Source organism: Mycobacterium sp. UM_11 (assembly GCF_001414075.1).
GTDB lineage: Bacteria > Actinomycetota > Actinomycetes > Mycobacteriales > Mycobacteriaceae > Mycobacterium.
The window spans coordinates 49,958-69,982 of the sequence record NZ_LATC01000001.1; the positions used below are offsets into that span (position 1 = coordinate 49,958).

Consider the following 20,025-nt stretch of genomic DNA (forward strand, 5'->3'; position numbering starts at 1 on the left):
CTCGCCGGTGGTCAGCGCCACAACCGCGGCTGTACGCCCAGCATCCGGGCCCGGATCCACCACATCGCCTCCACGGCGGCGGCGCCCAGCACACCGATCCCGACGGCGGTCGACGTCATCGCGATGTTCGAGGGGTCCAGCAGGAACGCCTTGCGGGCCAGCGGGATGCTGAAGATCACCACGTAGGCCAGCCCGGAACCGATGACCAACGCGACCCGCCACCACTGGTAGGGGCGGGCCACCACCGCGAGCACCCACAGCGCGGTCATCAGCAGCGTGATCAGGGCCGCGGTCGACGCCTGCTCCTGTTGCTGGAACGTCGCGTGCCGGCCGTGGTAGGCCAACAGGTACGACGCGAACGTCGCGGTGCCGACGATCAGCCCCGAGGGCAGCGCCGAGCTCAGCACCCGCCGCACGAAGCCGGGGTTGGCGCGTTCGTTGTTGGGGGCGAGCGACAAGATGAACGACGGGATCCCGATGGTGAACCACGCCGCGATGGTGACGTGGATCGGCTGGAACGGGTAGAGCAAGGGATCGGCCTTGATCACCTTGGAAAACAGGCATTCGATGCCCACCAGCAGCGCCAGCAGCACCGAGTAGACCGTCTTGGTCAGAAACAGGTTGGCGACCCGCTCGATGTTGCCGATCACCCGCCTGCCCTCCGCGACCACGTACGGCAGGGTGGCAAACCTGTTGTCCAGCAACACGATCTGCGCGACCGCACGCGACGCCGGGCTGCCGGCGCCCATCGCGACGCCGATGTCGGCGTCCTTGAGGGCCAGCACGTCGTTCACGCCGTCGCCGGTCATCGCGACGGTATGCCCGTGCGATTGCAGGGCATGCACGATCGCGCGCTTCTGGTCGGGTCGCACCCGGCCGAAGGTGGTGTAGGCGTCCAGCGCGTCGGCCAGTTGCGGGGGCTCCGACGGTAGGTTGCGCGCGTCCATCGTCTCGCCGCGCAGCCCGAGCTTGTCGGCGACGGCACCGACCGACACCGCGTTGTCGCCGGAGATCACCTTGACCGAAACCCCTTGCTCGGCAAAATAATCCAGTGTTTCCGCCGCGTCCGGACGCACCCGTTGTTCGAGGACCACCAACGCGGCGGGGGTGACGCTGCCCGGGGCGTCCGGGTGGTCGACGGGCACGTCGCCGGTGCCGAGCAACAGGACCCGCAGCCCCTGCGCGCCGATCCGCTCGGCCTGCCCGGCGGCCGCCGACGCCGGATCGAGCAGCACGTCGGGCGCCCCGATCACCCAGTTGCCGTGCTCGGCGTAGGACACCCCGCTCCACTTGGTGGACGACTTGAACGGCGCTGTCGCCGTGGCGGTCCAGCCGGGTGGCCGCTGGTAGGTCTCGGCGATCGCCTGCATGCTGGCGTTCGGGCGCGGGTCGGCGGCGGCCAGCGCCGCGAGGGCGTCGGCGACGCGGTTGCGCTGTGCCGCTTCGAATTCCTCGACGCCCGCCACGCGCATGCCGTTTTCGGTCAGGGTGCCCGTCTTGTCCGCGCACACCACGTCGACCCGGGCCAGCCCCTCGATGGCGGGCAGCTCCTGGACCAGGCACCGGCGCTGGCCCAGCCGGACCACCCCGACGGCGAACGCGACCGACGTCAGTAGGACCAGGCCTTCGGGCACCATCGGCACCAGGGCGCCCACCGTCCGCAGCACGGACTGCCGCCAGCCCGTGTGCGTGGTGAACAACTGGGTGTAGATCGTCAGCAGACCGGCGGGCACCAACAGGTAGGTGATGAACTGCAGGATGCGGTTGATGCCGTTGCGCAGTTCGGATTTGACGAGGGTGAACTTGCTGGCCTCCTCGGCGAGCTTGGCGGCATACGCCTCCGGCCCGACCTTCGTGGCGCGGTAGGCACCCGTTCCGGCGACGACGAAGCTGCCCGACATCACGGGGTCGCCGGTGGCCTTGCCGATCGGGTCCGCCTCGCCGGTCAGCAGCGACTCGTCGACCTCCAGGTTCGTCTCCTCGACGACCTGGCCGTCGACGACGATCTGGTCGCCCGGGCCGAGCTCGATGATGTCGTCGAGCACCACCTCGGCGGGCGAGCGGGTGCTGGTCCCGGATTGCCTGCGCACCAACGGTTTCGCCTGCCCGACGATCGCCAGGGCGTCCAGCGTCTGCTTGGCGCGGATTTCCTGGACCATGCCGACGACGCTGTTGGCGACGATGAGCAGGCCGAACATCCCGTTGATCAGCGAACCCGTCGCCAGCACGATCAGCAGCAACACCCCCAGGATCGCGTTGATCCGGGTGAAGACGTTGGCCCGCACGATGTCCGCGATGCTACGGGTGGCGCGTTCGCGGACCGCGTTGCTCTTGCCCTCGGCGACCCGCTGCGCCACCTCGGCATCGGTCAGGCCGGCGATCATCGGGTGAACGTTCCCAACTTGTCCGAGTCGTAGTACTCCAGGTTCAGGGTGTTCCCGGCGAACACGGCCTTGGAAATCGTTCCGGGCGGGGCGTTTTCGTCGGTCAGACCGAAGGTGAAGGTGTCGCCGTCCCAGTGCGTCAGGGCGACCGTCCGGTTCTTCGGTCCCATCGCCAGTTGCAGGGCGCCATCGCGTTCGGTGACGATGGCCGGGCCCCAGTAGTCGCTGGCGTAGACGCCCACGTAGTCGCCCAGCGGTTTGGCCGGGCCGGGGTTGGCGGGTGGCTGCTTGCCCACCAGCGAGCCCTCCGGATTGTTCAGCCAGCCGATCGCCTTCTTGTAGAGGGCGGCCCAATCCTCGCGGATCTGGCCGTATTGCACGAGGTCCATGAACTGGGCGGTCAGGGTTTCCGGGATGCCGTAGGGGGCGCCGTTCGTCAGCGCGACGATGCCCAGGTCTTCGGAGGGCAGCACCACGAAGTTGGTCGCCGCGCCCAAATCGAAAGCGCCGGAATGGCTGTACTCGGTGCGACCCGAGGAGTCCACCGACGCGTTGAAGCCGTATCCGTAGAAACCCGAGCGCCCCTTGGGCGTCGACGCGGGCGCCGACACCGTCTGCGGTCTGATGGCCGGCAGCAAGGCCTCCGCCGACGCGACCCGCTGTCCGTTGTAGGTTCCGTTGCCCAGCAACATCATCAGCCAACGGGCCATGTCGTTCACCGACGAACTCACGCCCCCGGCCGGCGACTGGGGGTCGGGATCGCGCTGGAATCGGGGCTCCCACTTGTCGGCGACCTTGATGTGGTTGACCGCGCGGTCGGGCCGCGCGACGAAGTCGGCGAAGCGCGAACTGGTCGACGTCATTCCCAGCGGGCGGTAGAGCACCTCGTCCGACAGGTCCTCCCACGATTTGCCCGCCGCGGCGGCCACCGCCTCGGCCGCGGCGGTCACGCCGTAGTTGGTGTAGGCGTAGCTGGCCCGAAAAGGGGCCAGCGGCAGGTACTTCAGCCGCTCGAGGGTCTGGCGACGGTCGTAGCCGAGGTCTTCGAGTTTGTCACCGGCGTGATCGGGCAGCCCGGAACGGTGCGAGTACAGGTCGCCGACGGTCACGTGGCCGGTGACGTACGGATCGCTCAGCGCGAACCACGGCAGCCTGGACGTGACCGGGGTGTCCCATGCGACGACGTGGTCGCTGACTTCGTGCGCGACCACCGTAGCGCCGACCGATTTGGAGACCGAGGCCAACTGGAAGACGGTGTCGGCGTCCACCTTGTTGTCCTGGCGCTGCCCCTTGCTGACGTCTCTGAGTCCGAAACCCTTGGCGTATAGCACTTTCCCGCCGTGGACGATCGCCACGGCCATCCCGGGGACGCCGGTGGCCTTCATCAGGTCGCCGACCAGGCCGTCGACCTTTGCGACGGCGTCGTCGATGCGGCCGGCGGGGATCGCCAGGCCGGACACCTCGTTGGGCGGCGCGTCAGAGAGCGCGGGTGGGCTGGATGCCGGCTGCGCGGGCCCGCATCCGGTCACGCCGAGCAGCACCGCGGCGGCGGCCGCGGCCGCGCGTTTCGTCATGGCCGAACCTTAGCCTGGGGAGGTCGCCGGACCCCCGAATCAGAGCCGCCACCAGGGATTCGATTTCACCGCCGCGGGATCGACGCGTTGCCCGGGGGCGGGGACGGCCACATTGACTTGTTCCGTTCCCGCGGCGACGAGCAGGCGTTCCACCGGCTCGGCCCACGGGTGCGGGGCCAGCCGGAAGGTGCCCCAGTGGATCGGGACCAGCAGGCCGGCGTCGGTGAGATCCAGGTGTGCCCGCACCGCCTCCTCGGGGTTCATGTGCACGTCCGGCCACGCCGTGTTGTAGGCACCGATGGGCAGCAGGGTCAGGTCGAACGGTCCGTGCTCTTCGCCGATGTGCGCGAAGCTCTTGGTGTAGCCGGTGTCCCCGCCGAAATACGCCCGATGGTTCGGCCCGGCGAAGGCCCACGACGCCCACAGCGTGGTGTTGCGGTCCAGGAAGCGGCCCGAAAAATGCCGCGCCGGCATGCAAGTGATGGTCAACTGGTCGACCTGCTGGCTCTGATGCCAGTCGAGCTCGACGATGCGGTGCTCCGGGATGCCCCACGCGCGCAGGTGGGCACCGACGCCGAGCGGCACGAAGAACGGGGCCCGCTGGGTGCGGGCCAGCGCGGCCACCGTGTCGATGTCCAGGTGGTCGTAGTGGTCATGGCTGATCACCACCGCATCGACGGCGGGCAGCCCCTCCAGCTGCACCGGCGGCGGATGCAGCCGCTGCGGCCCGACGATGTCCGAGGGCGAGCATCGGTCGCTCCACACCGGGTCGGTGAGCACCCGGTAGCCGTCGATCTCCAGCAGCGCCGTCGAGTGACCGAACCAGCTGACGGCGAGCCGGCCGGGATCACCGTCGAAGATCGCCGGCGCGGCCAACGGGATCGGCGCCGCCGGCCTGCCCACGCTGCGATTCGCGATCAACTCCCACAGCACCAGCCGCAGTTCCTCGCGGTCCATCGTGGACTCGGAGGCGGGCTCGAGATTGACGAAGACACCGTCGCGGTAGTTCGGTGACGACTCGGTCACCGCCCGGATCGACGCGGGGTGAGCGCCGAGGGCCGCCGGCGCGCCGTGCAGCGCCCGCACCACCCAACCACCGGCCGCCAGCGACGCCGTACCGGCGGCCAGTCGCAGCGCCCCCCGCAGCATGACCGTCAGGCCCCCTGGAACTTCGGCGGCCGCTTCTCGATGCGCGCGACCTGGGCTTCGATGACGTCCTGGCTGCCCCAGGCCCGGTCGAAGAGCTCCTTGTGCTCCGGCGCGGCCTCCTCGATGGCGCCGTCGTCGTTCAGGACCCGCTTGGCGTGCTGGATTGCCAACGGCGCCAGGCCCGCGATCTCGGCGGCCCAGGCCTGGGCGTCGGCCAGCGTCCCGATGCGGTTGGCCATCCCGGTCTGCAGCGCAACGTCGGCGGTGAGCTTCTCCGCGGTCAGCAGCATGGCCCGGGCACGGCCGTGACCGACCAGCGATGACAGTCGCCGGATGCTCCAGTTGTCAAGGGCCAGGCCGTATTTCGATGTGGGGAATTGGAAGAACGCTTCCGGCGCGACGACCCGCAGATCGCATTGCATGGCCAGTTGCAGGCCCGCGCCGATCGCGGGGCCGTTGACGGCGGCGATCACCGGGATCAGCGTGGTGTCCATCACCTTGTGCAGCTCGATGAGCCGGTCGGGATAGTCGGCGGCGAACGCGTCGCCACTCAGGTCGGCGCCGGCGCAGAACGCCGTGCCCTGGCCGGTCAGCACGATGGCCCGGACGGTCCCGTCGCTCGCCTTCTGGAAGGCCTCCCGCAGCTCCTCCACCAGCTGGGAGTTGAGGGCATTGCGGCGTTCGGGCCGCTGCAGCTCAATGGTCAGCACGGCTTCGGCCTGGGTAACACCGATCATGGCAGCCACCCTATATAGCCTCGTTTCGTGAGTCGTATCACGGCTGCTCAGCTGCGCGACGCGGTACTGGATGAGGGCTCTTTCGTCCGCTGGGACAGCGAGCCGCTCGCCATCCCGGTCAGCGAGGCGTACGCGCGAGAGCTGGCCGACGCGCGGGCGGCCAGCGGCCTGGACGAATCGGTGCTGACCGGCGAGGGCCGGATCTTCGGGCGCCGGGTGGCGGTCGTGGTCTGCGAGTTCGGCTTTCTCGGCGGCTCGATCGGGGTGGCGGCCGCCGAAGGGATCACCGCCGCGGTGCAACGGGCGACCGCCGAGGGGCTCCCGCTGCTGGCGTCGCCGAGCTCCGGCGGCACCCGCATGCAGGAGGGCACGGTCGCGTTTCTGCAGATGGTGAAGATCGCCGCCGCCGTCCGCCTGCACACGCGCGCCCACCTGCCCTACCTGGTCTACCTGCGCAACCCGACCACGGGCGGCGTGTTCGCGTCGTGGGGTTCGCTGGGGCACGTCACGGTCGCCGAGCCGGGCGCGCTGATCGGGTTCCTCGGGCCGCGGGTGTACCAGCTGCTCTACGGCGAACCCTTCCCCGAGGGCGTCCAGACGGCGGAAAACCTGCAGCGCCACGGCGTGATCGACGGCGTCGTCCCGGTGGGTGAGCTGCGCCGGATGCTGGACCGCGCGCTGACGGTGATCGCCGACCCGCCCGAGCCCCTGCCGGCGGCGCCGCCGCCCGAGCCGATCCCCGACGTGCCGGCGTGGGACTCGGTGGTGGCCTCCCGCCGCCCGGACCGCCCGGGGGTGGGGCTGCTGCTGCGCCACGGCGCCACCAACCTGGTGTTGCTGTCGGGCACGGAACAGGGCGAGGCGGCGACGACGCTGTTGGCGCTGGCCCGGTTCGCCGGCCAGCCCGCGGTGGTGCTCGGCCAGCAGCGGGTGACGGGCGGGATGGTGGGGCCCGCGTCGCTGCGCGAGGCCCGGCGCGGCATGGCGCTGGCCGCCGAGCTGCGCCTGCCGCTGGTGCTGGTGATCGACACCGCCGGCCCCGCCCTGTCGGCCGAGGCCGAACAGGGCGGGTTGGCCGGGCAGATCGCCCAGTGCCTGGCCGAGCTGGTGACCCTCGACACCCCGACGGTGTCGGTGTTGCTCGGGCAGGGCAGCGGCGGGCCGGCGCTGGCGATGGTGCCCGCCGATCGGGTGCTGTGTGCGTTGCACGGCTGGCTGGCGCCGCTGCCGCCGGAAGGCGCGAGCGCGATCGTCTTCCGTGACACCGACCACGCCGCGGACCTCGCTGCGGCGCAAGGCATCCGGTCAGCCGACCTGCTGGCATCGGGCATCGTCGACGCAGTCGTGCCCGAGCATCCCGACGCGGCCGACGAGCCGGTCGAGTTCTGCCGGCGGCTCTCGCGCGCCATCGCCGCCGAACTGCGGGGGCTGAGCGCGCTCCCCGGCGACGAGCGCCTGTCCGCCCGACTGCGGCGCTACCGCCGCATCGGGCTGCCGTGACGCCCCGACGTCTCGCGACTCAGCCCTCCGGCAGCCCGAGGTAGCGCTGGATCGTCGGGCCCAGCCACTCCACGATCTCGTCTCGGCTCATCCCGACGACCGGCGGCAGCCGTAACACGAAGCGGCACAAGGCCATTCCGAGGATCTGCGTAGCGATCAGCCCGGCCCGCACACCGATGTCGCTCGGCGGCACGAAGGACGCCACCAGCGGTTCGATCTGGCTTCCGAAGATCTCCTGCATCCGTTGCGCCGCTTCGCCATTGGTGGCGCTGGACCGCAACAGGATCACCAGCGCCTCGTCACCCTCCCAGCGTTCGAGAAAGTGCCGGACCAGCGAGCGCCCGACCTGCGCCGGGTCGGCCGCGGCCAGGTCGGGAAAGCGCAAGTCGAACTCGGCCGCGGCGGCGAACAGTTTGTCCTTGCTGCCGTAGTACCGCATGACCATCGCGGGATCGATCCCGGCGTCCGCGGCGATCGCCCGAATGGTCGCGCCCTGAAAACCCACGGCGCCGAATCGCTCGCGGGCCGCCGCCAGGATTACCGCCTTCGTCTCGTCCGACGACCTTCTCATGCCAACGATTGTAGGCCAACAACTGTTGACATCGCGCGACCGGCGCGCCAGCATGGAGGTATGTCAACAAGCGTTGACCAACCCACGAGGGAGAGGAGCCGGCCATGCAAGACACCGATGTCCTGGTGGTAGGCGCAGGTCCGACCGGTCTGACGCTCGCGGCGGCACTGCTGCGCCGCGGGATCGGGGTGACCGTGGTCGACAAAATGGCGGCCGGCGCCCACACGTCGCGCGCCGCCGCCGTCAACTCCCGCACCCTGGAGGTGCTCGAAGAGCTCGACGTGTCCCGGCGGATGGTCAAGGCGGGGCTGATCGCACCGCGATTCACCATGCGGCAGGGCCGGCGCATCCTGATGCCCGTCGACTTCGACCAGCTGCCCTCGGCCCACCCGTACACGCTGATGCTGTCCCAGGCCGACACCGAGCGGCTGTTGCTCGAGCGGCTCCGCGAACTCGGCGGCGACGTGGTCCGGCCCAAGGTGCTGAGCCGCATCATCCAGGACGCCGACGGCGTCACGGCGACGTTCGACGACGGCGACACCATCAGGGCGCGCTATGCCGTCGGCGCGGACGGCATGCACAGCACCGTGCGCGCGCAAGCCGGAATCGGCTTCCGGGGCGGGGAATTCGCCGAATCATTCACGCTCGCCGACGTCCGGGTGACCGGCGAGGCGCCGCGCAACGAGGTGATCCTGTTCTACGCCAAGGACGGCCTGACGGTGCTGGCGCCGCTGCCCGGCGACATCTTCCGCGTCGTCGCGCCAACGGTCCACGCGCCCGAGCGGCCGTCGGCCGAGTTCGTGCAGGCGCTGCTGGATGCCCGGGGCTTCGGGCCGGGGCGAACGGTGGTCACCGAACTGATCTGGGGCTCGCGGTTCCACATCCATCACCGCGTCGCCGACAGCTACCGGGCCAGCCGGCTGCTGCTGGCCGGCGACGCGGCCCACGTGCACAGCCCCGCCGGGGGCCAGGGCATGAACCTGGGCATCGCCGATGCGTCGGCGCTGGCGGGGGCGCTCGCCGAGGTCCTGCGCGGCGGCCCGGAGGCGGCGCTGGACGTCTACAGCGCCACCCAGCGCGAGCGCGCCGAGCGTGTGCTGAAACTGACGGGGCGGCTGACCCGGGTCTCGACCCTGCCTCGCCCGTTGCGTCCCCTGCGCAACGCGGGAATGCGGCTGGCCGCACGGTTTCCCGCGGTGCGGCGGCAGCTGGCGCTGCGGTTGAGCGGGCTCGCGGCCCGATAAGCCAACTCCGCATCAGCCCGGCGTGACCCGCCGCATCCGAGCGAATCCCGAAGGCCGGCACCCCATTTCGTCCGCACGCCGATACCAGCGGGCAGTTGCGGCGCAGCGTCGAAACCGTAACCTTTTGGGCACCGGCGGCCCATCCTGGGCGCCGCCGCCGCGAACAATCAGGCAAGATGGGCGGCATGGACACCGGTGGGATCTCACCTCGCGTCTTGGTCGTCGACGACGACTCCGATGTGCTCGCCTCGCTCGAGCGCGGCCTGCGGCTGTCCGGGTTCGAGGTGTCGACCGCGGTCGACGGCGCGGAAGCCCTGCGCAGCGCCACCGAGACCCGGCCGGACGCGATCGTGCTGGACATCAACATGCCCGTCCTGGACGGCGTCAGCGTCGTCACAGCGCTGCGGGCGATGGACAACGACGTCCCGGTCTGCGTGCTCTCCGCCCGCAGCTCGGTCGACGACCGCGTGGCCGGGCTCGAGGCCGGCGCCGACGACTACTTGGTCAAGCCGTTCGTGTTGGCCGAGCTCGTCGCGCGGGTCAAGGCGCTGCTGCGCCGCCGCGGCGCGACGGCAACCTCGTCGTCGGAAACAATCACCGTCGGTCCGCTGGAGGTGGACATCCCAGGCCGGCGCGCCCGGGTCAACGGCGTCGACGTCGACCTGACCAAGCGGGAGTTCGACCTGCTGGCGGTGCTGGCCGAGCACAAGACCGCGGTGCTGTCCCGCGCGCAGCTGCTGGAGCTGGTGTGGGGTTACGACTTCGCCGCCGACACCAACGTGGTCGACGTCTTCATCGGTTACCTGCGCCGCAAGCTGGAGGCCAACGGCGGTCCCAGGCTGCTGCACACCGTCCGCGGAGTAGGGTTCGTGCTGCGCATGCAGTAACCAGGTCGAGCGACCATGAATTTTCTGTCCCGGATCCTGACCCGTACGCCCTCGCTACGGGCCCGGGTGGTGGTCGCGACGGTCATCGGGGCGGCGATCCCGGTGCTCATCGTCGGCGTCGTCGTCTGGGTGGGCATCACCAACGACCGCAAGGAGCGGCTGGACCGCCGGCTCGACGAGGCGGCGGGCTTCGCGATCCCCTTCCTGCCGCGCGGCCTCGACGAAATTCCCCGCTCCCCCAACGACAACGACGCGATCATGACGGTCCGCCGCGGCGACCTGGTCAAGTCGAACACGGACGTGACGCTGCCCAAGCTGGGCGTCGACTATGGCGACGCCTACGTCAACGGCGTGCGCTACCGCGTGCGGACGGTGGAGATTCCCGCGCCGGAGCCGACGTCGCTGGCCGTGGGCGCGACGTATGACGCGACGCTCGCCGAAACCAACAACCTGCACCGACGAGTGCTGTTGATTTGTGGCTTCGCCATCGTCTCGGCGGCGGTGTTCGCCTGGCTGCTGGCCGCGTTCGCGGTGCGGCCGTTCAAACAGCTCGCACAGCAGACCCGATCGATCGACGCCGGGGACGAGGCCCCGCGGGTGGAAGTGCACGGCGCCACCGAGGCCGTCGAGATCGCCGAAGCCATGCGGGGCATGCTGCAGCGAATCTGGAACGAGCAGAACCGCACCAAGGAGGCGCTCGCGTCGGCGCGCGACTTCGCCGCGGTGTCGTCGCACGAGCTGCGCACCCCGCTGACCGCGATGCGCACCAACCTCGAGGTGCTGTCCACCCTGGACATGTCTGACGATCAACGCAAAGAGGTGCTCGGCGACGTCATCCGCACCCAGTCGCGCATCGAGGCCACCCTGAGCGCCCTCGAACGGCTGGCCCAGGGCGAACTGTCGACGTCCGACGACCACGTGCCGGTCGACATCACCGAGTTGCTCGACCGCGCCGCCCACGACGCGATGCGCATCTACCCCGACCTCGACGTGTCGCTGGTGCCGTCGCCAACGTGCATCATCGTCGGACTGCCCGCCGGATTGCGCCTGGCGGTGGACAACGCGATCGCCAACGCCGTCAAGCACGGCGGCGCGACGCGGGTGCAGCTGTCGGCGGTGAGCTCGCGCGCCGGGGTGGAGATCGCCATCGACGACAACGGCGGCGGCGTTCCCGAAGGGGAACGCAGCGTGGTGTTCGAGCGGTTCTCCCGCGGGTCGACCGCGTCGCATTCGGGGTCCGGGCTGGGGCTGGCGCTGGTCGCCCAACAGGCCCACCTGCACGGCGGGACCGCCGCACTGGAGAGCAGCCCGCTGGGCGGCGCGCGGCTGGTGCTGCGCCTGCCCGGCCCGAGCTAAACGAGTTCGCTTGGGGCGCAAGGCTTTTGACCGGCTCCGCGCCCAGGCCCGCCCGACCGGCGCGGTCCGCGGAGGGTCGGGCACACTGGAGCGATGGGTAACGGCAACAAACCGACCGACAACGACACGCTGGCACACATCCGCGACCTGGTCGCCGAGGAGAAGGCCCTGCGGGCGCAGCTGCAACAGGGCGACATCTCCGAGTCGGAGGAACACGATCGCCTGCGCCGGCTCGAGGTCGAGCTCGACCAATGCTGGGACCTGCTGCGACAGCGCCGGGCGCTGCGCGACACCGGTGGTGACCCGCGGGAGGCGGAAGTGCGTCCGGCCGACGAGGTCGAGGGCTACCTGAACTGAGCGGCGACGCGGCAGACGTCGACGCCGTAGTCATAGGCGGCGGCCACAACGGCCTGGTGGCGGCGGGATACCTGGCGCGGGCGGGTCTTCGGGTGCGGTTGCTGGAGCGGCTGGGGCACGTGGGCGGGGCCGCCGTCTCGGCGCAGGCCTTCGACGGGGTCGGGGTCCGGCTGTCGCGGTACTCCTACCTGGTCAGCCTGCTCCCACCCCGCATCGTCGACGACCTGGGCGCCGCAGTGCGGTTGGCGCGCCGACGTTATTCCTCGTACACGCCCGACCCGGAGACCGGTGGGCGCCGTGGGCTGTTGATCGGCGCGGGCGCCGACACGTTCGCGGCGATCGGCGCCGACACCGACGCGCGGGGGTTCGCCGCGTTCTACCAACGCTGCCGCCTGGTGACCGGGCGGCTCTGGCCGACGCTGCTGGAGCCGTTGCGCACCCGCGAGCAGGCCCGCCGGCACGTCGTGGGCGACCCGGAAACGGCGGCCGCGTGGCACACCCTGATCGAGGAGCCGATCGGGCATGCCATCACCGCGGCCGTCGACAACGACGTGGTGCGCGGGGTGATCGCGACCGACGCGCTGATCGGAACGTTCGCCCGCCTCGACGACCCGTCGCTGATCCAGAACGTCTGCTTCCTGTATCACGTGCTCGGCGGGGGGACCGGGGACTGGGATGTCCCCGTCGGCGGGATGGGCGCGCTGACCGACGCCCTGGCCAGGGCCGCCGTCGGCCACGGCGCCGAAATCACCACCGGCGCAGAGGTTTACGCAGTCGAACCGGACGGCCTGGTCCGTTATCGCGCCGGGGGCAAGGAGCGACTGATCCGGGCCCGGTTCGTGCTCGCCGGGGTCACGCCGGCCGTGCTCGCCGGGCTGCTCGGCGAACGACCGCCCGCCCCCGCCCAGGGCGCGCAGGTCAAGGTGAACATGGTGCTGCGGCGCCTGCCCCGGTTGCGCGACGGCGGCGTCACACCCGAGCAGGCCTTCGCCGGGACGTTCCACGCGAACGAGACCTGGGCCCAGCTGGACGGCGGGTATGCCGACGCGGACGCCGGGCAGATCCCGGATCCCCTACCCTGCGAGGCGTATTGCCATTCCCTGACCGACCCGAGCATCCTGCCGGCCGACCTACGCGAATCGGGCGCGCACACCATGACCGTGTTCGGCCTGCACACCCCCCACTCGCTGTTCGACGGCAGCTACTCCGGCGCCCTGCGCGACCGGCTGACCGAATCGGTGCTGGCGTCGCTGAATTCCGTTCTGGCCGAACCGATTCAGGACGTCTTGATGGACGACGCCCAGGGCCGGCCATGCATCGAGACGACGACCACCCTGGACTTGCACCGCACGCTAAGGATGACCGCCGGAAACATCTTCCACGGCGGCCTGGCGTGGCCCTTCGCCGACGACGACGACCCGCTGGACACGCCGGCGCGGCAATGGGGGGTGGCCACCGCGCACGAGCGGATCATGCTGTGCGGCTCCGGCGCCCGCCGCGGCGGCGCGGTGTCGGGCATCGGCGGGCACAACGCCGCGATGGCGGTGTTGGCCTCGCTGACTGGCTAGCTGGCTAGCGGGCGTCGATCGTCTTGTAGTCGCGCTCGGTGTAGCCGGTGTAGATCTGGCGGGGACGGCCGATCTTGCTGTCGCCCTCGTCGTGCATCTCGCGCCAGTGCGCGATCCAGCCCGGCAGCCGCCCCAACGCGAACAGCACGGTGAACATCCGCACGGGGAAGCCGAGCGCCCGGTAGATCAGCCCGGTGTAGAAGTCGACGTTCGGGTACAGCTTGCGCTCGACGAAGTAGTCGTCGGTCAACGCCGCCTCTTCCAACTCCTTGGCGATCTCCAGCAGTGGGTCGCCGCCGAGCTTGGCCAGGATCTTGTCGGCCTGTTCCTTGACGATGCGGGCGCGGGGGTCGTAGTTCTTGTAGACCCGGTGACCGAAGCCCATCAGCTTGACGCCCTCTTCGCGGTTCTTGACCTTGCGGACGAACTCGCTGACGTCGTCGCCGCTTTCGCGGATCTGCTCGAGCATCTCGAGCACCGCCTGGTTGGCACCGCCGTGCAGCGGCCCCCACAGCGCGTTGATGCCACCGGAGATCGACGTGAACAGGTTGGCGCGCGAGGACCCCACCAGCCGCACCGTCGACGTCGAGCAGTTCTGCTCGTGGTCGGCGTGCAGGATCAGCAGCATGTCGAGAGCCCGGACCACCTCGGGATCTGCCTGGTACGGCTCGGCCGGCAGCCCGAACGTCATCCGCAGGAAGTTCTCCACCAGCGACAGCTTGTTGTCCGGGTAGAGGAACGGCTGCCCGACGGACTTCTTGTAGGCGTACGCGGCGATGGTGGGCAGCTTCGCGAGCAGGCGGATGGTCGACAGCTCGACCTGCCGGTTGTCCATCGGGTCCAGCGCGTCGGGGTAGTAGGCACTCAGCGCGTTCACCACGCTGGACAGCACCGGCATCGGGTGCGCGTTGCGCGGGAAGCCGTCGAAGAACCGCTTCAGGTCCTCGTGCAGCATGGTGTGCAGCTGGATCCGCTTGGTGAATTCAGCGAGCTGATCCTTGTCCGGCAGCTCGCCGTAGATCAGCAGGTAGCTCACCTCGATGAAGGTCGACTTCTCGGCGAGCTGCTCGATCGGGTAGCCGCGGTAACGCAGGATTCCGGCGTCGCCGTCGATGTAGGTGATGGAGCTCTTGCAGGCGGCGGTGTTGACGAAGCCGTTGTCGAAAGTCGTGTGCCCGGTCTTGGACAACAGGGGACCGAGCGCAATCCCGTCGGCACCTTCGGTGGCGCGAACGATCTCAAGGTCGATCTCGCCCCCCGGGTACTTCAGAGTTGCGGTGTCGTCGGTGTCGGCCACGAGAACCCCTTTGCGCTCTGGCTGGTATGGCTGCCCTGACTAGGTGCTTATAGGTGAAGGTAGTCGTTGTCGCGTTCGCGTGCCTGCCCGGGGTCGGGTCTGCGGCGTCGCACCGGCCCCTCGGCTCGGGTCAGGGCTGCAGGCGCTCGACCCGGTCGCCGATGACCCGGATCCGGTTATGCAACCGGTTCTCCCGCCCCTGCCAGAATTCGACCTCCTCCGCGGCGAGCAGGTAGCCGCCCCACCCCGGTGGCACCGGAACCTGCTCGCTGTCGGCGAAGCGCGCGGTCACCTCGGCCAGCTGGTCGAGTAGGGCCGCCCGCGAGGCGATCGGACGCGACTGCTGCGACGCCCACGCCCCCAGCTGCGAGCCGCGGGGTCGCTTGGACCAGTAGTCCTCGGTGACCTCTTCAGTGACCTTGCTCACCGCGCCGCGGACGTGCACCTGCCGACCCAGCAGGTACCAGGGAAAGGTCACCGACGCGTAGGGCGTCACCGCCAGGTCGGCGCCCTTGGCCGAGTCGTAGTTGGTGAAAAATGTGATCCCCGACTCGTCCACGCTCTTGCACAGCACCGTCCGGCTCGTCGGCCTGCCGTCGGCGACGGTGGCCAGGACCATGGCGTTGGGTTCCGCGACGCCGGAGCGCTCCGCGTCGTCGATCCATTTGCGCAGCAAGGCAACCCAGCCGTCGTCGAGCCAATCCGCGTCGAGATCCGGACTGCCGTCCTTTTCCACCGATCCGTACTCCACGCGCATTCTCTGCAGGTGCTCACGGTCTGGTCCGGCCATCGCGCCAACGCTACCGGGGCTTGCTACCGGCCGGTAGCGTCGGCGCGAACCTGGGGTGCGAGAATTTTCGGTATGACTGTGGTCCCCGAAGACTTTGTCCCCGGCCTCGAAGGCGTGGTCGCTTTCACCACCGAGATCGCCGAGCCGGATAAGGACGGCGGCGCGCTCCGCTACCGCGGCGTCGACATCCAAGACCTGGTGAACCAGCAGGTCACGTTCGGCGAAGTGTGGGCCCTGCTGGTCGACGGAAAGTTCGGTCACGGATTGCCGCCCGCCGAGCCGTTCCCGCTGCCCATCCACACCGGCGACGTGCGCGTCGACGTGCAGGCGGGCCTGGCGATGCTGGCCCCGATCTGGGGCTACCGCCCCCTGCTCGACACCGACGACGCCACCGCCCGCGACCAGCTGGCCCGGGCCTCGGTGATGGCGCTGTCCTACGTCGCCCAGTCCGCGCGCGGCATCTACCAGCCCGCCGTCCCGCAACGCATCATCGACGAATGCTCGACCGTCACAGCCCGTTTCATGACGCGCTGGCAGGGCGAGCCCGACCCGAGGCACGTCGAGGCGATCGACGCCTACTGGGTCTCGGCCGCCGAACACGGCATGAACGCCTCCACCTTCACCGCGCGGGTGATCGCCTCGACCGGGGCCGACGTCGCGGCGGCACTGTCCGGGGCGATCGGGGCCATGAGCGGGCCGCTGCACGGCGGCGCGCCGGCGCGCGTCCTGCCGATGATCGAAGAGGTCGAGCGCACCGGCGACGCCCGCGGCCTGGTCAAGAAGATCCTGGACAGCGGCGACAAGCTGATGGGCTTCGGGCACCGCGTCTACCGCGCGGAGGACCCGCGGGCGCGGGTGCTGCGCGCGACCGCCGAGCGGCTGGGCGCGCCGCGCCACGAGGTTGCGGTCGCGCTCGAGCAGGCCGCCCTGGCCGAGCTGCGCGAACGCCGTCCGGACCGCGCCATCGAGACCAACGTCGAGTTCTGGGCGGCCGTGATCCTGGACTTCGCCCAGGTACCGCCCAACATGATGCCGGCGATGTTCACCTGCGGGCGTACCGCCGGCTGGTGCGCGCACATCCTCGAACAGAAGCGGCTCGGCAAGCTGGTTCGCCCGTCGGCCATCTACGTGGGTCCCGGCCCGCGTAGCCCCGAGTCCGTCGAGGGTTGGGATCGCAGCCTCACCAACGCCTAGTTGTCGGTGCCCGGCGATTTAATGGGTGTCGCCGCGATGAGTTTGCGTCGCGGGAGCAGTCATAACTCGCGAGCCTGCCCGTCCCGGGCCGGCCTGGGAGACCGACAGCAAGGAGAACGACAATGGCACCTAACATCGAACCCGCCCTGTCCCCGCACCTGGTGGTGGACGACGCGGCCGCCGCAATCGACTTCTACGTCAAGGCCTTTGGCGCCGAGGAGATAGGGCGGGTGCCTCGCCCGGACGGAAAACTCGTCCACGCGGCGGTGCGCATCAACGGTTTTCTCGTCATGCTCAACGACGACTTCCCCGAGGTCTGCGGCGGCAAGTCGATGACGCCGAAATCCCTGGGCGGCACCCCGGTCACCATCCACCTGACGGTCACCGACGTCGACGCCAAGTTCCAGCGGGCGCTGGATGCGGGCGCCACCGTGGTCGCGCCGTTGGACGACCAGTTCTGGGGTGACCGCTACGGCGTAGTCGCCGACCCGTTCGGCCACCACTGGTCGATGGGGCAGCCGGTCCGCGAGGTCCCCTACGAGGAGATCCAGGCCGCGATGGCGGGGCAGGGCGCCGGCTAGCCCAGCAGCCGGTCCAGCAGCCCGCGTCGCTGCGGCGGCGCGGGCTCGGCGTCGGCAGCGGCGGCGAGCATGTCGGCGACGTCGGTCAACTTGTTGCGCGGGCGGCCGTCGGCGCCGCCGCGGGCGATCTCGGCGGCGTCGATGGCTTGCCAGCCGCGCGCGTCGAGGGCGTCGGGCTGCCGGGCCAAGACCAGCTTGTCCAGCGCCCCCGGCCCGGCCGCCGGATCGCCGAGCTTGCCGGCGTTGAAGTCCTCGACCAGGGCATGAACGGTTTGCAGCGAGCACGATTTGTTCGTGCCGATGAACCCGCTGGGGCCCCGCTTGATCCAGCCGGCGACGTACGCCCCGGGCACCGTCGCCCCGGAGTCGGGGTCGACCACGCGCCCGCCGTCGTTGGGCACGACGGCCGCCGACTCGTCGAACGGCAGATCGCGAATCGGCTTGCCGCGGTAGCCAATTGAGGTCAGCACCAAGCCCGCCTCCAGTTGGCGCCGCTCGTCGGTGCCCGTGACGGCGAACTCGACGCCGGTGGCGCGTTGGTCACCCAGCACCCGATTCGGGGTGAGCTGGTAGGCGAGCCTGATGCGCGGCGCCTGGGACTTGTGGGCCGGAGCCGAATCGTCGCCGAGCTTGCTCAGTATTTCCAGCTTGCGCCTGGTCAAGCCGTCCCTGGCCGTGGCGAGATCGGCCGCGACCAGCTCGTGATCGGCCGCGCTGAGCACGACATCGGAAGAGCCCGTGAGCCCGATCAGTTCGGGCAGGGTGAATGCCGACTGCACGGGACCGCGCCGGGCGGCGACCACCACCTCGCGGACCGCGGAGCCACGAAACGCCGCCAGCGCGCGGTCGGAGATGTCGGTCCGGGCCAGGTCGTCGGGATTGGCCGTGAGCACGCGGGCGACGTCGAGGGCGACGTTTCCGTTGCCGACGATCACCACCCGCTCGTGGCCGAGATCGACTGGCAGATGGGCGAACTCGGGATGCCCGTTGACCCACGCGACGAATTCGGTGGCGGTGCCGGTGCCCGGCAGGCCCATGCCCTCGATCTCCAGGCGACGGTCGTCGGGGGCGCCCACGGCGTACAACACGGCGTGATGGTGGGCGAGCAGTTCGGCGTGGCTCAAGTGCCTGCCGACCTCGACGTTGAGGTAGAACCGGAAGCGGCGGTGACCGGCGACGCGGTCGAACAGCCGGGTCACCCGCTTGGTGTTCTGGTGATCGGGCGCCACGCCGGCGCGCACCAACCCGTACGGCGTGGGCAGCTTCTCAAAGACGTTGACGCGCACGCCATGCTGGGTGAGCAGTTCGTCGGCGGCGTACATCGCGGCCGGCCCGGACCCCACGATGGCCACGGTCAGCGGCCGCCGGCTCGCACGCACCTCGGCCGCCGGCAGCACGGGCGCCAGCTTCGAGGTCGGCGGCAACTTCTCACCCTTTGGCAGCTCCGGGTAGAAGGACGCGTTGATCTCGACGAACGGCAGCTGCTTGGTATCCAGGCGGGTGTCAGGGGCGATCGCGCCCACCGGGCAGGCGCTCACGCACGCCCCGCAGTCCACGCAGGCCACCGGATCGATGTAGAGCATCTCCGAGGTGGCGAAGCCGGGCTCGTCGGGCGTGGGGTGAATGCAGTTCACCGGGCAGGCGAAAACGCAGGACCCGTCGTTACAGCACGACTGGGTAATAACGTGCGGCATAGGCGATTACCCGTGCGGCCCTAGGCGGCCGGCGCCGCGGCCAGGTGCTGGCGTTGCGGCTCGCTGCGGTAGCGCGACGGCTTGCCGTCGATCTTGCAGAGCCGCCACATGAGCCGCGCCGAGCGCGTCTCCATCAGCCCAGTGTCGTGGGCCAGCATCCGGACGTCACCGAACATGTCGCTCAGCCACTTTCGCGATTCCGGCGAGCGGAAGAACAGCTCCCGCTTCACCTCGCGGGGAATGTCGAACTCCTGCCAGAACGCCTTGGGCGGCACCACGATGGCCCGGCACAGGACCTTCATCGTCAGCGGCAGGTACAGCGCCGTCCAGAATCGCTGGCGGCGCGTCAACTGCGGCACCCGCCGGCGCAGGAACTCATGGGCGAAGGAGATGTGCCGCGCCTCCTCGGCCACGTGAATGGCCATTACCCGTTCCATGATCGGATGCAGCGACTTGCCTTCGCGCAGAACGTTTTTCTGCGTGTGGTCGATCGGCTCCTCGCCGGCGAGCACGCCGATGAAGAATGCCACCGGCAAGGGACCGGCTACCAGGGGAACCAGCGGCGAGAGCCACTTGAGCAGCCGCGGCATGCCGGGAACGTCGGCGCCGACGCGGTTGACCATCTCCTGGAACATCATCGTGTGGTTGCACTCTTCGACCGATTCGTGCAGGCAGTAGCGGTATTCCGGGGACCCGTTGGGCACCCAGAACGTGTAGTTCATCAGGCCGCGGATCAGGATCGACTCGAAGTGCAAGCCGACCTTGGCCACGTTGGCCTGGCGCCACATGCCGATCTTGATCTTGCGCTCGTCCGACTGCGCCCGATACCAGGGGTGGCGACCCAGGGGGTCGGTCTCGGGCAGGATCCACCGCGGGTCGTTCTCGGTGACGGCGAATTCGGGTGAATCCCAATCGATGTCGGTATACGGGTTGAAGTTTCGCCGCACCGACCCCTCGGACAGTGTGGCAAGCGTGTTGACGTATTCGGTGTCGTCGCGCACTTCCATATTGCGGCGCCAGCGCCGAACCATGCGTGTCCTGGCCATATCCAAGCCTCCCCAACGAGGTTTACATTTGGACGTGCTGTGTCCAGACAGTACCGCAGGTACCGCATATCTTCCAGACCCCCTGGCGGCACTGTG

17 protein-coding genes are annotated in these 20,025 nt (G+C 69.8%); 8 read left to right on the forward strand and 9 right to left on the reverse strand.

Features of this window, described 5'->3' with window-relative positions; genetic code table 11:
* Positions 1–11 precede the first annotated feature (11 nt).
* From WU80_RS00255 to WU80_RS00270, 4 genes are read right to left on the reverse strand one after another with little or no spacing between them, the layout of a single operon-like run.
* Complete coding sequence (locus tag WU80_RS00255; RefSeq protein WP_055404148.1) at positions 12–2,384, reverse strand: HAD-IC family P-type ATPase; 2,373 nt, start codon at positions 2,382–2,384, stop codon at positions 12–14.
* Positions 2,381–3,958: a serine hydrolase gene (locus WU80_RS00260; protein ID WP_055404147.1), complete on the reverse strand. Its 1,578-nt coding sequence runs from the start codon at positions 3,956–3,958 to the stop codon at positions 2,381–2,383. The genes WU80_RS00255 and WU80_RS00260 overlap by 4 nt, the downstream gene beginning before the upstream one ends.
* Before the next feature lie 39 nt (positions 3,959–3,997).
* Entirely contained in the window at positions 3,998–5,107 is a 1,110-nt protein-coding gene (locus tag WU80_RS00265) for an MBL fold metallo-hydrolase (protein WP_156349629.1), read from the reverse strand.
* Between the two features lie 5 nt (positions 5,108–5,112).
* Positions 5,113–5,844: an enoyl-CoA hydratase gene (locus WU80_RS00270; protein ID WP_055404146.1), complete on the reverse strand. Its 732-nt coding sequence runs from the start codon at positions 5,842–5,844 to the stop codon at positions 5,113–5,115.
* 27 nt (positions 5,845–5,871) lie between these two features.
* Here WU80_RS00270 and WU80_RS00275 point away from each other — a divergent pair, with 27 nt between their 5' ends.
* Positions 5,872–7,344, forward strand: a complete 1,473-nt coding sequence (locus WU80_RS00275; RefSeq protein WP_055404145.1) for a carboxyl transferase domain-containing protein — start codon at positions 5,872–5,874, stop codon at positions 7,342–7,344.
* Positions 7,345–7,363: 19 nt separating this feature from the next.
* On the opposite strand, the gene WU80_RS00280 is transcribed toward WU80_RS00275, so the two are convergent.
* Complete coding sequence (locus WU80_RS00280; RefSeq protein WP_055404144.1) at positions 7,364–7,915, reverse strand: TetR/AcrR family transcriptional regulator; 552 nt, start codon at positions 7,913–7,915, stop codon at positions 7,364–7,366.
* A 104-nt stretch (positions 7,916–8,019) separates the two neighbouring features.
* Here WU80_RS00280 and WU80_RS00285 point away from each other — a divergent pair, with 104 nt between their 5' ends.
* From WU80_RS00285 to WU80_RS00305, 5 genes are all read left to right on the forward strand, one after another.
* A complete protein-coding gene (locus WU80_RS00285; protein ID WP_055404143.1) occupies positions 8,020–9,159 on the forward strand; it encodes an FAD-dependent oxidoreductase in 1,140 nt (379 codons plus the stop codon).
* 176 nt (positions 9,160–9,335) lie between these two features.
* The gene (gene prrA / locus WU80_RS00290) at positions 9,336–10,046 is read left to right on the forward strand and encodes a two-component system response regulator PrrA (protein ID WP_156349628.1); all 711 of its coding nucleotides are present in this window, start codon (positions 9,336–9,338) and stop codon (positions 10,044–10,046) included.
* 15 nt (positions 10,047–10,061) lie between these two features.
* The gene (locus WU80_RS00295) at positions 10,062–11,402 is read left to right on the forward strand and encodes a HAMP domain-containing sensor histidine kinase (RefSeq protein ID WP_055404142.1); all 1,341 of its coding nucleotides are present in this window, start codon (positions 10,062–10,064) and stop codon (positions 11,400–11,402) included.
* Positions 11,403–11,495: 93 nt separating this feature from the next.
* Positions 11,496–11,759 carry a DUF2630 family protein gene (locus tag WU80_RS00300; protein ID WP_055404141.1) on the forward strand — a complete coding sequence of 88 codons (264 nt, stop codon included), beginning with the start codon at positions 11,496–11,498 and terminating at the stop codon, positions 11,757–11,759.
* Complete coding sequence (locus tag WU80_RS00305; protein WP_055405711.1) at positions 11,756–13,327, forward strand: NAD(P)/FAD-dependent oxidoreductase; 1,572 nt, start codon at positions 11,756–11,758, stop codon at positions 13,325–13,327. Before WU80_RS00300 ends, WU80_RS00305 begins: the two co-directional genes overlap by 4 nt.
* Positions 13,328–13,331: 4 nt before the next feature.
* On the opposite strand, the gene WU80_RS00310 is transcribed toward WU80_RS00305, so the two are convergent.
* Both WU80_RS00310 and pdxH read right to left on the reverse strand, forming a co-directional pair.
* Complete coding sequence (locus tag WU80_RS00310; protein ID WP_055400196.1) at positions 13,332–14,624, reverse strand: citrate synthase; 1,293 nt, start codon at positions 14,622–14,624, stop codon at positions 13,332–13,334.
* A gap of 130 nt (positions 14,625–14,754) precedes the next feature.
* On the reverse strand, positions 14,755–15,414 hold the full coding sequence (gene pdxH, locus WU80_RS00315) for a pyridoxamine 5'-phosphate oxidase (protein ID WP_055400199.1): 660 nt from the start codon (positions 15,412–15,414) through the stop codon (positions 14,755–14,757).
* A gap of 72 nt (positions 15,415–15,486) precedes the next feature.
* On the opposite strand from pdxH, the gene WU80_RS00320 reads away from it, so the two are divergent.
* Positions 15,487–16,608 (forward strand): citrate synthase 2, encoded by a 1,122-nt coding sequence (locus WU80_RS00320; RefSeq protein WP_055400201.1) that lies wholly within the window; start codon positions 15,487–15,489, stop codon positions 16,606–16,608.
* A 122-nt stretch (positions 16,609–16,730) separates the two neighbouring features.
* On the forward strand, positions 16,731–17,189 hold the full coding sequence (locus WU80_RS00325; protein WP_055400203.1) for a VOC family protein: 459 nt from the start codon (positions 16,731–16,733) through the stop codon (positions 17,187–17,189).
* Here the strand turns inward: WU80_RS00325 and WU80_RS00330 are convergent.
* Together WU80_RS00330 and WU80_RS00335 are read right to left on the reverse strand one after the other, a co-directional pair.
* Positions 17,186–18,883, reverse strand: coding sequence for an FAD-dependent oxidoreductase (locus WU80_RS00330; RefSeq protein WP_055400205.1), 1,698 nt, complete (start codon positions 18,881–18,883; stop codon positions 17,186–17,188). The two genes, WU80_RS00325 and WU80_RS00330, sit on opposite strands and share 4 nt — an antisense overlap.
* A gap of 20 nt (positions 18,884–18,903) precedes the next feature.
* Positions 18,904–19,929: a diiron oxygenase gene (locus WU80_RS00335; protein WP_055400207.1), complete on the reverse strand. Its 1,026-nt coding sequence runs from the start codon at positions 19,927–19,929 to the stop codon at positions 18,904–18,906.
* Positions 19,930–20,025: the final 96 nt, after the last annotated feature.